This is a genomic window from Citrobacter amalonaticus Y19, assembly GCF_000981805.1.
Classification (GTDB): Bacteria; Pseudomonadota; Gammaproteobacteria; order Enterobacterales; family Enterobacteriaceae; genus Citrobacter_A; species Citrobacter_A amalonaticus_C.
In genome coordinates, this window is sequence record NZ_CP011132.1 from 5,332,598 (window position 1) to 5,345,479 (window position 12,882).

At 54.5% G+C, this 12,882-nt stretch carries 14 protein-coding genes and 1 tRNA gene; 5 read left to right on the forward strand and 10 right to left on the reverse strand.

What is annotated here, in order from left to right:
• The first annotated feature begins 3 nt into the window (after window positions 1-3).
• From F384_RS24880 to F384_RS24890, 3 genes are all read left to right on the forward strand, one after another.
• On the forward strand, window positions 4-387 hold the full coding sequence (locus tag F384_RS24880; RefSeq protein WP_046495875.1) for a helix-turn-helix transcriptional regulator: 384 nt from the start codon (window positions 4-6) through the stop codon (window positions 385-387).
• Window positions 388-636: 249 nt separating this feature from the next.
• Window positions 637-1,233, forward strand: a complete 597-nt coding sequence (locus F384_RS24885) for a tail assembly protein (RefSeq protein WP_046495880.1) — start codon at window positions 637-639, stop codon at window positions 1,231-1,233.
• A 77-nt stretch (window positions 1,234-1,310) separates the two neighbouring features.
• Window positions 1,311-1,997: a hypothetical protein gene (locus F384_RS24890; protein WP_046495887.1), complete on the forward strand. Its 687-nt coding sequence runs from the start codon at window positions 1,311-1,313 to the stop codon at window positions 1,995-1,997.
• A 170-nt stretch (window positions 1,998-2,167) separates the two neighbouring features.
• Here F384_RS24890 and F384_RS24895 read toward each other — a convergent pair.
• A tRNA-Ile gene (locus F384_RS24895) sits at window positions 2,168-2,243 on the reverse strand.
• A gap of 125 nt (window positions 2,244-2,368) precedes the next feature.
• Between F384_RS24895 and mug the strand changes: the two genes are divergently transcribed.
• Window positions 2,369-2,875 carry a G/U mismatch-specific DNA glycosylase gene (gene mug / locus F384_RS24900; RefSeq protein ID WP_046495891.1) on the forward strand — a complete coding sequence of 169 codons (507 nt, stop codon included), beginning with the start codon at window positions 2,369-2,371 and terminating at the stop codon, window positions 2,873-2,875.
• Between the two features lie 33 nt (window positions 2,876-2,908).
• Here the strand turns inward: mug and F384_RS24905 are convergent, their stop codons facing one another.
• The 4 genes from F384_RS24905 to rpsU form a co-directional block, all read right to left on the reverse strand.
• A complete protein-coding gene (locus F384_RS24905) occupies window positions 2,909-3,319 on the reverse strand; it encodes a hypothetical protein (RefSeq protein WP_046495895.1) in 411 nt (136 codons plus the stop codon).
• A gap of 202 nt (window positions 3,320-3,521) precedes the next feature.
• The gene (gene rpoD, locus F384_RS24910; RefSeq protein ID WP_046495899.1) at window positions 3,522-5,369 is read right to left on the reverse strand and encodes an RNA polymerase sigma factor RpoD; all 1,848 of its coding nucleotides are present in this window, start codon (window positions 5,367-5,369) and stop codon (window positions 3,522-3,524) included.
• Window positions 5,370-5,537: 168 nt separating this feature from the next.
• Window positions 5,538-7,283: a DNA primase gene (gene dnaG, locus F384_RS24915; protein WP_046495904.1), complete on the reverse strand. Its 1,746-nt coding sequence runs from the start codon at window positions 7,281-7,283 to the stop codon at window positions 5,538-5,540.
• Window positions 7,284-7,511: 228 nt separating this feature from the next.
• Window positions 7,512-7,727: a 30S ribosomal protein S21 gene (rpsU, locus tag F384_RS24920; RefSeq protein WP_001144069.1), complete on the reverse strand. Its 216-nt coding sequence runs from the start codon at window positions 7,725-7,727 to the stop codon at window positions 7,512-7,514.
• A 227-nt stretch (window positions 7,728-7,954) separates the two neighbouring features.
• Here rpsU and tsaD point away from each other — a divergent pair, with 227 nt between their 5' ends.
• Window positions 7,955-8,968 carry a tRNA (adenosine(37)-N6)-threonylcarbamoyltransferase complex transferase subunit TsaD gene (gene tsaD / locus F384_RS24925; RefSeq protein WP_046496796.1) on the forward strand — a complete coding sequence of 338 codons (1,014 nt, stop codon included), beginning with the start codon at window positions 7,955-7,957 and terminating at the stop codon, window positions 8,966-8,968.
• Between the two features lie 124 nt (window positions 8,969-9,092).
• Here the strand turns inward: tsaD and ureG are convergent, their stop codons facing one another.
• Genes ureG through F384_RS24950 form a run of 5 tightly spaced genes read right to left on the reverse strand, consistent with a single transcriptional unit; the run spans window position 9,093 to window position 12,878 of the window.
• Window positions 9,093-9,710, reverse strand: a complete 618-nt coding sequence (ureG, locus tag F384_RS24930; protein ID WP_042324316.1) for an urease accessory protein UreG — start codon at window positions 9,708-9,710, stop codon at window positions 9,093-9,095.
• Between the two features lie 9 nt (window positions 9,711-9,719).
• The gene (locus F384_RS24935) at window positions 9,720-10,394 is read right to left on the reverse strand and encodes an urease accessory protein UreF (RefSeq protein WP_046496804.1); all 675 of its coding nucleotides are present in this window, start codon (window positions 10,392-10,394) and stop codon (window positions 9,720-9,722) included.
• Complete coding sequence (ureE, locus tag F384_RS24940) at window positions 10,394-10,852, reverse strand: urease accessory protein UreE (RefSeq protein ID WP_046496807.1); 459 nt, start codon at window positions 10,850-10,852, stop codon at window positions 10,394-10,396. Before ureE ends, F384_RS24935 begins: the two co-directional genes overlap by 1 nt.
• 9 nt (window positions 10,853-10,861) lie before the next feature.
• A complete protein-coding gene (gene ureC / locus F384_RS24945; RefSeq protein WP_046496810.1) occupies window positions 10,862-12,565 on the reverse strand; it encodes an urease subunit alpha in 1,704 nt (567 codons plus the stop codon).
• Window positions 12,558-12,878, reverse strand: a complete 321-nt coding sequence (locus tag F384_RS24950) for an urease subunit beta (RefSeq protein ID WP_046496813.1) — start codon at window positions 12,876-12,878, stop codon at window positions 12,558-12,560. Before F384_RS24950 ends, ureC begins: the two co-directional genes overlap by 8 nt.
• Between the last annotated feature and the right edge of the window lie 4 nt (window positions 12,879-12,882).

Below are 12,882 nucleotides of genomic sequence, written 5' to 3' on the forward strand. Positions count from 1 at the left end.
ATGATGCAAGATAAAAATAACAGCCTGATGGCCACCGCCAATGCTCTCTATCCGGATCCAGTGGTGGGTGAACTGCTGGAGATGGCAGACAAAATGAACGTCAGTGAGCGCCTGGTTGATATGAATCAGGTCATAGAACTCACCACGCTGAGCCGCCGTACATTGCTGAATCTCGAAGCGCGAGGTGAGTTTCCAGTACGCGTCCAGGTCACTGAGGGGCGCAAGGCGTGGTATCTGAGTGAAGTTATTGAATGGATCAATAACATTCCCCGGACCTCTGAAACCTGCCATGTCCCTGTACCTGCTAAGCCTGAAGCATCTCTTTGCCTTAAGGCCGAGCGTGTGCGTCAGCAGGCTCGCGGCGGGAAAGGCACGTTGATTGGCTGACCGACAGGCCCGAATGACCCGGCGGATCGGCGCGGGTCCTTTCGGGCAATTCGGCCTGCTACGGGGCGGCGACCTCGCAGATTCTTGCTATTTATGACAATTTTCTGCGATTTGCCGTTTCTGTTCTTCTTCGTTGTAACTATTTGTTTTTAATGAAAACACCACCCAAAAAGAAAGGAAATGGTAAGCGCTATTTTGAGCTAAAAACAGCTTAACCGTTTCCTTTCTCCATAATTTACTGAGGCGGCTATGAATCCATGTGAAGAAGTAATGACAACCATCAGGCTGGGAGGCGCTCTTGGAAAACAGTTTGGGAAAATACACCATCGAGTCATTCGGGATACGAGAGAAGCTATCAGAGCTTTAAATGCCACCCTCCCGGGGTTCGAAAAATACCTTAACAGTAGCAAATCCAGAGGACTCACCTATGCGCTTTATGTAGGGGAGCGGAACATCGGAGAGCAGGATCTCAGTTTCCCGAATATAGGGAGAGAGATTCGAATTGTTCCTGTTGTGATTGGGAGTAAGAAAGCGGGTCTGGTACAGACAATCCTGGGGGCGGTGCTGGTGATTGCTTCTATCTGGATGCCGGGATTGAGCATAGCAGCCAGTAACCTAATGTTTTCGGCCGGTGCAGCAATGACATTAGGAGGTGTGGCCCAGATGCTTTCTCCACAACCGGCTGGACTATCCAGTAAGCAGGATGCAGCCAATCAGGCCAGCTACGCTTTCGGTGGTGTGACGAATACCGCTGCACAGGGTTATCCCGTTCCTCTCTTATACGGAAAGCGCCGTATCGGTGGAGCGATTATTTCCGCCGGGATTTATGTCGAGGATCAGCAGTAATTTTACGGGCTAGCTCGGGTTGAAACTGAAGGATTTATCCCCAAATACACTACGGGAACCTCATGGGGAAATAATAAATGGCCGGACAATTAGATGAAGCAGCAAAACAGATTTTGGGTACCTTACTGGCAGATTTTTCAGATAGGGGATTGACCGCTCAGGATTTAAAAAATGGTTATGAAGGTCCGAATATCAATGCGCTAGCGACTGCAGTATGCAACGTCGCTGATTTTACATCTGTAGATTTTGAAGTTGCCTTTGGCGATCTCGAAAAAAGCAAACTCATCAAAACGGGCCCAATGAAAATGTTCGATAATGATCACAATAGCTCTGTGGTCATTATTGGCTCTTATAGTCTACGTGAATATGTTTATTTGACGGAGGCTGGATACAAGGAGTCCAGGAAAGTACCAAATCGCCCACAACGTGTTCAGCGCATTGTCAATAATCTAACGATCACCGGCGGTCATTTCAGCAATACGCAATTAGGGCAGGGAGAGGTTGTTTCCCAAGCCCAAAACATCACAAGTAGTTCCGATTCTGAAATAGTTACTAAGCTGATTTCCATCCTTGAAGAACAGGGGCAAGTAGTTAACAGCGATCAGCGCTCTGATATTGAAGCAGCTGTCGCAGCTGCTAACGATGGTGATGGCAAAGAAGCCAAATCTTTGCTGGCTAAGGTTTGTGGCCCCGTATGGGAATCAGTACAACCGGTTATGTGGCCGATCGTTGGCGAGTTAGTGAAAAGAAGTCTTGGTCTCTAAAATCGTCAGATTTATTTAAGCCGCGTTTGCGGCTTTTTTTGGTTTAGGTTCCATGGTGTTGCCATAGTGACCAGGCGACTTATACCTAGCCATACCTATAGATGGCACCCCCATGGCACCCCCAAGAAAAGCAAAAAGGCCGGCGATTTCTCGCCAGCCCTTGCTGTGTCTGGTGGCCCCTGCTGGACTTGAACCAGCGACCAAGCGATTATGAGTCGCCTGCTCTAACCACTGAGCTAAGGGGCCGTGGCGGTGAATTATAAAGTAACTCTGGCGTGCAATCCAGCCATAACCGTACGTATGCTGTTTTATTAAACAACGTATTTTCAATCCGTTATACTTTTCTTACGATGTTATGTAGTGGAGTCGTTATGGTTAAGGACATTTTAGCGCCGGGGTTGCGGGTCGTGTTCTGTGGCATCAATCCTGGGCTTTCTTCTGCCGGGACGGGGTTTCCGTTTGCACATCCAGCGAACCGTTTCTGGAAGGTGATTCATCAGGCCGGTTTTACCGACCGCCAGCTCAAACCCGAAGAGGCTGAACACCTGCTGGATTTTCGCTGCGGCGTCACCAAACTGGTCGACAGACCTACGGTGCAGGCCAATGAAGTCTCGCGTCAGGAGTTGCACGAGGGCGGACGTAGTCTGATTGCTAAAATTGAGCAATACCAACCGCATGCTCTGGCGATTCTGGGTAAGCAGGCATTTGAGCAGGGTTTCAGCCAACGCGGCGTGCAGTGGGGAAAACAGAGCATAACGATTGGCGCAACGCAGGTGTGGGTGTTGCCGAATACCAGCGGGTTGAGCCGCATTACGCTGGATAAACTGGTGGACGCATTCAGGGAACTGGATGAGGCACTGATCGTGCGGGGGAGATGATCCCGACAGTGGCTGTCCGGATCATCTATTCCATTACATCGGGTCAACCTGAGCAATCATCGCCTGACCCAGCGCGCTCTCAATGCGGTAGCACAATGTTTTCATTCTGGATTCGTAGGCGTTAATGACAAGATCGTTCAACTGAGGGTTCAGATCCTCCTTCACTGAAAGGAACAGACTATTTTTCTTATTCAGCTCCGCCATCGCGCCTCTGTATTTATCCCAGTTTTTCGGGCTGTAGGAGCGAAGGGCGTTTAATGAGCGTACGCAGGTTTCGTTGGCAGTCAGAGAACGGTTTTTCATCCCGTCTTCATTCGCCGTAGCCTGAGGTTGTTGTACAACCGGCTCTGCTGCGGGAGTGACCAGCGATTTAGGCGCGTTTTGCTGTTTATTGACACAACCAGCCAGCACGATGCATACCATCAGAAGCCATGTTTTTTTCATTTTATTATCAGTTCCTGCAGAAGAGTAGGGCATACTCATTTATTTGCTTGAGAATTATCTTAAGCGTTGATTATAAGAGGAAACAGAACAATAGCAATGCGGGTTTATTACTGTTGGGATGATTTTCACACGTTGGAATTCAGGGAATAAAAAAGGCCACAGCAAGCTGTGGCCTTAAATCTTAATCCAGTGCGATGAGCGATTAATCGTCCAGGAAGCTACGCAGTACTTCAGAACGGCTCGGGTGACGCAGTTTACGCAGCGCCTTCGCTTCGATCTGACGGATACGTTCGCGGGTAACGTCAAACTGTTTACCCACTTCTTCCAGCGTGTGGTCGGTGTTCATGTCGATACCGAAACGCATACGCAGGACTTTCGCTTCACGCGCGGTCAGGCCCGCCAGCACGTCGTGCGTTGCCGCACGCAGGCTTTCCGTTGTGGCAGAATCCAGCGGCAGCTCGAGGGTGGTATCCTCGATGAAATCACCCAGATGCGAATCTTCATCGTCACCGATCGGGGTTTCCATGGAGATCGGCTCTTTGGCGATCTTCAGCACTTTACGGATCTTGTCTTCCGGCATCAGCATGCGCTCAGCCAGTTCTTCCGGCGTCGGCTCGCGGCCCATCTCTTGCAGCATCTGGCGGGAGATACGGTTGAGTTTGTTGATCGTCTCAATCATATGCACCGGAATACGGATGGTGCGCGCCTGATCCGCGATAGAGCGGGTGATCGCCTGACGGATCCACCAGGTAGCGTAGGTGGAGAACTTGTAACCACGACGGTATTCAAACTTATCAACCGCTTTCATCAAACCGATGTTGCCTTCCTGAATCAGATCCAGGAACTGCAGACCACGGTTGGTGTATTTCTTGGCGATAGAGATAACCAGACGTAAGTTTGCTTCAACCATCTCTTTCTTCGCACGACGCGCTTTCGCTTCGCCGATGGACATGCGACGGTTGATGTCTTTGACCTGTTCGATGGTCAGACCGGTTTCTTCTTCAATCTGACGCAGTTTCTGCAGACCACGATGAACGTCATCGGCCACATCGTGCAGTTTTTCGGACCATGGCTTGTTCATCGCGATAGCCGCGTTGAACCAGGTTTCGCTGGTTTCATTGCCGGTGAACAGGGTGATGAAGTTCTTCTTCGGCATTTTGCACTGCTCGACGCAGAGCTTCATGATCAGACGTTCCTGGGTACGAACCCTGTCCATCATGACGCGCATGCTGTTCACGAGGTAGTCAAACTGCTTCGGTACCAGACGGAACTGCTTGAAAACTTCAGACAGCTTCAGGATCTCAGTCTGGGCATCGGCATGGCTACGACCCTTCGCTTTGATGGTGTCACGCGTCACTTCGTACTGCGTACGCAGTTCGCCGAACTTCTCGCGTGCCAGCTCAGGATCGATGCTGTTGTCGTCATCGCTGCTGTCGTCGTCGCTATCTTCTTCGTCTTCGTCCTCATCGTCATCCATGTCTTCCTGAGATAACTCAGAGCCGACGTGAGTGGCGGTAGGGGCCAGATCTTCTTCCGCGTTCGGATCGACAAAACCGGTGATCAGATCGGACAGACGGGCTTCTTCAGCTTCAACGCGATCGTATTGCTCAAGCAGATAGGTAATGGCTTCTGGATATTCAGCAACGGAGCACTGAACCTGGTTGATCCCGTCTTCGATGCGTTTCGCAATATCGATTTCGCCTTCGCGGGTCAACAGTTCAACGGTACCCATTTCACGCATGTACATGCGAACCGGGTCAGTGGTACGACCGATTTCAGACTCTACGCTGGACAGAACTTGCGCAGCCGCTTCTTCCGCGTCTTCGTCGGTACTGGTGGTGTTTTCAGCAAGCAGCAGATCATCGGCATCCGGTGCTTCTTCCATCACCTGAATACCCATGTCGTTGATCATTTGGATGATATCTTCAATTTGATCTGAATCGACGATATCTTCCGGCAGATGGTCATTGACCTCGGCATAGGTCAGATAGCCTTGCTCCTTACCACGGGTGACAAGAAGCTTCAGCTGTGACTGCGGGTTTTGCTCCATAAGACGGTATCCACACTTAATTCGTTTGATTTGAGTCAGCAAGCCGTTGCTGCCAACATTTAAAGCGAGGGCGTACTTATATTAGTGGCCGCTGCCTCTCAGTGCGGCTGTCGGGGGCTTCCCGATCGCTATTCGGCACTTAAGCCGTTAAATTCTTTTGTCTTTCGTTTATTTCTTCGCCAGTTCCTGGTTCAGTGTCCAGAGCTCCCGGCGTTCTTCGCTGCTTAAACCGTGTGTGCGCTCGCGGGCAATTAGCTCTTCCTGGCGCAGCTCAAGCATCGAATCAAACATATGGTTGAGTGAGTCGGTGAAGGTTTTTTCAGCAATATCCTTATCTGCTATATCGTCCCACATCGACAATTTTTCAAGGGTGGCCGCATCATTTGTGCCACGATAGTGTTCTAAAAGCTGTCCGGTAGTTAGCCCTGGCTGGGACAAACAAGTGTTGACCAGTTCTGCGAATAAGCCAAGTCCGGGTAGCTTATTCTGATCCAGACCGTTTAACGGTGGCACCAGCGGCGCCAGTTCCGGATTTTGCACCAGCAGTCCTATCAGTATACGCATGGTCGTGCGTTTTAGCTGCGGGGCGGGTCGGGAAGTCCCACTTTCGGACAATTTTGGCATTAATCGTTCAAGCTGGCTGTCATCCAGAATGCCAAGCTTATTACCCAATTCCTGTCGCAGATAAATGCGCAACGTTTCACCCGGTACCTGAGTGATAAGCGGTAGCGCCAGCGTACTCAGCTGCGCGCGCCCGTCAGGCGTGCTCAGGTCCACCTGCGGCAGCAGGCTATTAAACAAAAACGCGGAGAGCGGCAGGGCCTGCTCCATCCGGGCTTCGAATGCCTCTTTCCCCTCTTTACGCACCAGCGTATCGGGGTCTTCGCCATCAGGTAAAAACATAAAGCGTAGCTGACGACCATCCGTCATGTACGGCAGTGCGGTTTCCAGCGCGCGCCAGGCGGCGTCTCGTCCTGCACGGTCACCGTCATAACAGCAAATGACGTTGTTCGTGGCGCGGAACAGGAGCTGGATGTGATCGGCTGTGGTCGAGGTGCCCAGCGAAGCCACGGCATAGTTAATGCCATACTGCGCCAGCGCCACCACATCCATATAACCTTCCACCACTAACAGCCGCTGCGGATCGGCGTTATCCTGCTGCGCTTCATAAAGGCCATACAGCTGGCGGCCCTTATGGAAAATATCGGTTTCCGGGGAGTTGAGGTACTTCGGTAGCGCATCACCCAGAACGCGTCCACCAAAACCCATCACCCGGCCACGCTTATCGCGGATGGGGAACATCACCCGTTCGCGGAAGCGATCGTAACTGCGTCCCTGATCGCTGGTGACCAACATGCCTGCATCCACCAGTGACTGGCGATTTTCGCTATTGCCGCCAAACCGTTTCAGGACGTTGTCCCAACCGGGGGGCGCAAAGCCAATAGCAAAACGCGCGATCACTTCACTACTGAGTCCTCGCTTTTCCAGATACTGGCGCGCAGGGGTAGCGGCGGGTTGCATCAGAGATTGCTGATAAAACGTGTTCAGGCCATCCATCAGTTGATACAGGCTTTGCCGTTGATGGCGCTCTATCTGACTGGGGCCTGTGCCTGCTTCAAACGGGACGTCAAGGTTATGCATAGCCGCCAGTTCTTCGACGGTTTCCACGAACTCGAGCTTGTCGTAGTTCATCAGGAAGTCGATAGCGTTGCCGTGCGCGCCGCATCCAAAGCAGTGATAAAACTGTTTCTCACCGTTTACGGTGAAAGAGGGGGTTTTTTCGTTATGGAACGGACAACACGCGTGATAATTCTTGCCCTGTTTTTTCAGCTTTACCCGCGCGTCGATGAGATCGACGATGTCGGTTCTTGCCAGCAGGTCATTGATAAATACACGTGGGATTCGTCCAGCCATATGCCCCTTTTATACACGTCATCCTTCAAGCTGCCTCGGCGTTGGCTACGCTCGTTCACCCCTGTCACTTACTTAAGTAAGCTCCGGGGATTCACTCCCTTGCCGCATCATGAATGATTTTGTGTATATGCTAATGCATAAACGAAAATAAGCCGCGCTTTCCTTTCGGAAGCACGGCCTTACAACTACAACTCGGTCTGAATCGAGAGCCTTGGCCCCCGACAGAGATTAGTACAGACGAGTGCGGCGTGCGTTTTCGCGAGCCAGTTTCTTCGCGTGACGTTTCACAGCAGAAGCTTTAGCGCGTTTGCGTTCGGTAGTCGGTTTTTCATAGAACTCACGACGACGAACTTCCGCCAGAACGCCTGCTTTCTCGCAGGAACGCTTGAAGCGACGCAGTGCTACGTCGAACGGCTCGTTTTCACGTACTTTAATTACCGGCATGTAACTCTCACCTTTGATAAATTCGGTTTGCCGCTGGCATCAGCGCCAGCTTATTTCAAAATGGTGCGGAATTTTACTGCAATTGCTGCTGCTTTGTAAAGCACCGATGCGATTTTGAAAGGGACTTTTATAAGGGGGAAGAGTATACACGAAATCGGGAGTGAGGGTATACATCTACCCGCATTCGACCTACACTGCGCGGTAATAAAGTGAGGTAGAAACAAGTCATGCGTGTACTGGGAATTGAAACATCCTGCGATGAAACCGGCATCGCCATTTACGACGACGAAAAAGGTCTGTTAGCCAACCAATTGTATAGTCAGGTGAAATTACATGCTGACTACGGCGGAGTCGTGCCTGAACTGGCCTCCCGCGATCATGTCCGCAAAACGGTGCCGTTGATCCAGGCGGCGCTGAAAGAAGCAGGACTGAGTGCAAAAGAGATTGATGCGGTGGCGTATACCGCAGGACCGGGTCTGGTTGGCGCGCTGCTGGTCGGCGCCACCGTCGGCCGTTCGCTGGCGTTTGCGTGGAACGTGCCCGCTATCCCTGTACACCATATGGAAGGCCATCTGCTGGCGCCGATGCTGGAAGATAACCCGCCAGAATTCCCCTTTGTGGCGCTGTTGGTCTCGGGGGGACATACCCAACTTATCAGCGTGACGGGGGTCGGCAAGTACGAACTGTTGGGCGAATCGATTGACGACGCTGCCGGTGAAGCGTTCGATAAAACCGCCAAGCTGCTGGGGCTCGATTATCCTGGCGGCCCGATGCTGTCGAAAATGGCGTCGCAGGGCACCGCCGGGCGTTTTGTCTTTCCGCGCCCCATGACCGATCGTCCGGGGCTGGATTTCAGTTTCTCCGGACTGAAAACCTTTGCGGCGAATACTATCCGTAATAATGGCGACGATGATCAAACTCGTGCCGATATCGCCCGGGCGTTTGAAGACGCGGTGGTGGATACGCTAATGATCAAATGCAAGCGCGCGCTGGATCAGACCGGCTTTACGCGTCTGGTGATGGCGGGCGGCGTCAGCGCCAACCGCACGCTGCGGGCGAAGCTGGCGGAGATGATGCAAAAACGCCGTGGCGACGTGTTCTATGCCCGTCCGGAGTTTTGTACCGATAACGGGGCGATGATTGCCTATGCCGGTATGGTGTGCTTCAAAGCGGGTGCCACGGCAGATCTCGGCGTGACCGTACGTCCGCGCTGGCCGTTGGCGGAGCTGCCCGCAGCATAAGCGCTTTCTGTCCTGCCCGGTGGCGCTGCGCTTACCGGGCCTACGAATCTATTCTCTGCGTTTACCTGATCGACAAGACCGTAGGCCGGGTCAGGCGAAGCCACCACCCGGCAATACACCCGCACTACACCCGCAACATTCCTCTGTCTTCCAGAAACGCGATAATGGTCGCCAGACCGTCACCCGATTTTAAATTGGTAAACGTCCACGGGCGTTCGCCGCGCATGCGCAGCGTGTCGCGTTCCATGACCTCCAGCGATGCGCCGACATAGGGGGCGAGATCGGTTTTGTTGATCACCAGAAAATCGGATTTGGTGATCCCCGGTCCGCCTTTTCGCGGGATCTTTTCCCCTTCGGCCACGTCGATCACGTAGATAGTCAGATCCGCCAGCTCCGGGCTGAAGGTGGCGCTCAGGTTGTCGCCGCCGCTCTCAACAAAAATCAGATCCAGATTGCCGAATTTTTCGCTTAACGCTTCCACCGCGGCCAGATTCATCGACGCATCTTCGCGGATGGCGGTGTGCGGACAGCCGCCGGTTTCCACACCGACAATGCGTTCCGGCGCCAGAGCGCCCGCTTCGGTGAGAATACGCTGGTCCTCTTTGGTGTAAATATCGTTGGTGACCACCGCCAGCTGCCAGCGGTCGCGCATCGCTTTGCACAGCGCTTCCAGCAGGGCGGTTTTACCGGAACCGACCGGGCCGCCTACGCCAACGCGCAGGGGATGTTTGTACTCACTCATTGTCTCTCCTCAGGAGCGAAATAAACGGCAATATTGCGTTTCATGGCGTGCAGAGGCGATCGCTGCCAGCGGCGTGGCGGAACCCAGACCGTCGTCCGGACATGCCAGCGCCTGCGCCATTCCTTCGGCATATTGCGAACAAAGCGCAATAATCAGCCGCTGGGCCGCCTGCTGACCAAACGGCACCAGCTTGACCCCGGCCATTACCGCGCTCTCAATCCAGCTGTATCCGAGTGTTAAGGCCAGGTCGTGTAGCGGAATACGCCACTGCACGCCCAGCCAGGCCATACCGCAGAGCTGGCTGTCGGCAAAAAGCGTGCGCCATGGCGGCGGGCATTCAGGCTGCCAGTCGACCACCAGTCGGGTGAACGCCGCGCCCCGGCTGCGCTCTTCTTCCCGCAGCTCACGGGTTTCCCGACAGGCCAGCAGATACGCCGTCCAGCGGCGCGCGGCGTCAATGTCATCCTGCTCGCAGGCGTGATACAGCCGGGCGAACAGCGGCAGATCGACGGTAAAAACGTTATTTTCCATCTGCCGGGTTTGCCAGCGCGCGAAGGTGTCCACGCCGTTCACCCAGCCGGTTTCAACTACCCACTCCAGCCCCTGGGACCAGGTAAACGATCCCACCGGCAGGCTGCTGCTGGCGAGTTGCAGTAAACGCAACTGCTGTTGGGCATCACGCATCAGTGCGCATGGCTGTGGTGATGAGCGTGGGATTCACTGGCATACGCCCCGGCCTCAGGTTCAAACGGCAGATGTGCAAACGTCACCTGCAAATCGAACTGGTGCAGCATCGTATCCAGCACGTGATCGTGGTGATAGCGCAGTTCATCCGGCAGGATTTGCAGTGGGACGTGGCGGTTGCCAAGGTGATAGCAGGCTTTCGCAAGCAGAAAAGGATCGGCACAGCGCACCACCGACACCGCCTCGCTGGCGGCGATAATTTCCACCACTTCAGCGCCGTCCTCAGTGCTCAGGCAATCGCCGCCGCGCAGCAGCAGACCACGGGGCAGCATCAGCCCCGCCTCGCGACCGTCATTGAGTTGTACTTTCGCCCGGCTTTTTACGCGGATATCAATCGGTAGCGTCAGCGTGGCGGTGATGTGCGCTGGGGTGTCAACGCGTTGCGTCAATAACAGCATCTCGGCTCCTCAAAATAAAAAGTAACGCTGCGCCATCGGCAGAATGTCAGCGGGTTCGCTGGTGATGAGTTCGCCGTCGATGCGGACCTCATAGGTCTGGGCATCCACGGTGATATTGGGTTGCAGGCTGTTGTGGATCATGTCGGCTTTTTTCACCGTCCGGCAGCCTTTCACCACGGCGGTTTGGCTTTGCAAATTAAGTTGCTGCGCGACGCCGTTTTCCACTGCCGCCTGCGACAGAAAGGTCAGCCGGGAATGATGACGTGCTGCGCCGAGCGCGCCAAACATCATGCGGTAATGCACCGGCTGCGGCGTGGGAATGGAGGCATTGATGTCTCCCATCGGCGCGCAGGCGATCATGCCGCCTTTCACCACTGTGGCCGGTTTCACGCCGAAAAAGGCGGGTGACCAGAGCACCAGGTCCGCCAGTTTTCCGGCCTCAATCGACCCCACTTCGTGGGCGATGCCGTGAGTCAGCGCCGGGTTAATGGTGTACTTGGCGATGTAACGCTTCACGCGCAGGTTATCGTTCTCACCCGTTTCTTCCGCTAACGGGCCACGTTGCACCTTCATCCGGTGCGCCACCTGCCAGGTGCGCAGGATCACTTCCCCCACGCGACCCATCGCCTGAGAATCCGACGAGGTCAGGGAAAACGCGCCAATGTCATGCAACACGTCTTCGGCGGCGATGGTCTCCCGACGGATCCGGGATTCGGCAAAGGCGACATCCTCGGCAATATCCGGATCCAGATGGTGGCAGACCATCAGCATGTCGAGATGCTCATCAATGGTGTTGACGGTATAGGGCAGCGTCGGGTTGGTGGAAGAGGGGAGAATATTGGCATGCGCGCAGGCGGTGATGATATCCGGTGCATGCCCGCCACCAGCTCCTTCGGTGTGAAACGTGTGGATGGTGCGATCGCCAATTGCTGCCAGCGTATCTTCGACAAAGCCCGATTCGTTCAGGGTATCGCTGTGCAGTGCTACCTGAATGTCCATCTCATCGGCCACGGTCAGCGCGCAGTCGATAGCCGCGGGCGTCGCGCCCCAGTCTTCGTGGATTTTCAGGCCGATGGCGCCAGCGGTAACCTGCTCGCGCAGCGCATCGGGACGGGAACCATTGCCTTTGCCCAGCAGGCCGATATTGACGGGCAGCGTATCCGCCGCCTGTAGCATCCGGGCGATATACCACGGCCCCGGCGTGCAGGTGGTGGCGTTAGTACCGGCAGCCGGTCCGGTACCGCCGCCAATCATGGTCGTCACGCCGGAGACCAGCGCCTCTTCCGCCTGCTGCGGACAGATCCAGTGAATGTGGGTATCCACGCCGCCCGCCGTCACGATCTTGCCTTCACCAGCGATCGCTTCAGTGGCGACGCCGATTGGGATCGTTATGTCAGGCTGAATATCCGGATTCCCGGCTTTACCAATCGCAAAGATCCTGCCGTCCTTAATGCCGATATCCGCTTTGACGATCCCCCAGTGATCGACGATCAGCGCATTGGTGATCACCAGATCCACGCATTCCTGAGACGGCATCTGCCCCTGGCCCATGCCGTCGCGGATCACTTTGCCACCGCCGAATTTCACCTCTTCGCCATAGGTGGTGAGATCGTTTTCCACTTCGATCCACAGATCGGTGTCCGCCAGACGCACTTTATCGCCGGTGGTCGGGCCGAACATGTCGGCGTAAGCCTGCCGGGAGATTTCAGCCATGCTTCACCTCCAGTGCACCCATGACGTCGCCGCGAAAGCCAAAAATACGCTGTGCGCCCGCCACGCGTACCAGCTCGACCTCCCGCTTTTGTCCCGGCTCAAAGCGTACCGCCGTTCCTGCCGGAATATTCAGACGAAAACCCAGCGCGGATTCGCGGGCAAAGCGGAGCGCCGGGTTGACCTCGTAAAAGTGGTAGTGCGATCCCACCTGAATGGGGCGATCGCCATGGTTCTCCACCACGATCGTGCACGTTTCGCGCCCTGCGTTGATCGGGATATTTCCCGTCGCGATCCGGTATTCACCTGGAATCATGGTG

Excerpts from the sequence above, each read along its gene's own strand:
- ureC (WP_046496810.1), bottom strand. The coding sequence starts at position 12,565 with ATGGCTGAAATCTCCCGGCAGGCTTACGCCGACATGTTCGGCCCGACC.
- ureE (WP_046496807.1), bottom strand. The coding sequence starts at position 10,852 with ATGCTGTTATTGACGCAACGCGTTGACACCCCAGCGCACATCACCGCC.
- F384_RS24880 (WP_046495875.1), top strand. The coding sequence starts at position 4 with ATGCAAGATAAAAATAACAGCCTGATGGCCACCGCCAATGCTCTCTAT.
- F384_RS24905 (WP_046495895.1), bottom strand. The coding sequence starts at position 3,319 with ATGAAAAAAACATGGCTTCTGATGGTATGCATCGTGCTGGCTGGTTGT.
- tsaD (WP_046496796.1), top strand. The coding sequence starts at position 7,955 with ATGCGTGTACTGGGAATTGAAACATCCTGCGATGAAACCGGCATCGCC.
- F384_RS24935 (WP_046496804.1), bottom strand. The coding sequence starts at position 10,394 with ATGCGTGATGCCCAACAGCAGTTGCGTTTACTGCAACTCGCCAGCAGC.
- F384_RS24885 (WP_046495880.1), top strand. The coding sequence starts at position 637 with ATGAATCCATGTGAAGAAGTAATGACAACCATCAGGCTGGGAGGCGCT.
- F384_RS24890 (WP_046495887.1), top strand. The coding sequence starts at position 1,311 with ATGGCCGGACAATTAGATGAAGCAGCAAAACAGATTTTGGGTACCTTA.
- ureG (WP_042324316.1), bottom strand. The coding sequence starts at position 9,710 with ATGAGTGAGTACAAACATCCCCTGCGCGTTGGCGTAGGCGGCCCGGTC.
- dnaG (WP_046495904.1), bottom strand. The coding sequence starts at position 7,283 with ATGGCTGGACGAATCCCACGTGTATTTATCAATGACCTGCTGGCAAGA.
- F384_RS24950 (WP_046496813.1), bottom strand. The coding sequence starts at position 12,878 with ATGATTCCAGGTGAATACCGGATCGCGACGGGAAATATCCCGATCAAC.
- rpoD (WP_046495899.1), bottom strand. The coding sequence starts at position 5,369 with ATGGAGCAAAACCCGCAGTCACAGCTGAAGCTTCTTGTCACCCGTGGT.
- mug (WP_046495891.1), top strand. The coding sequence starts at position 2,369 with ATGGTTAAGGACATTTTAGCGCCGGGGTTGCGGGTCGTGTTCTGTGGC.
- rpsU (WP_001144069.1), bottom strand. The coding sequence starts at position 7,727 with ATGCCGGTAATTAAAGTACGTGAAAACGAGCCGTTCGACGTAGCACTG.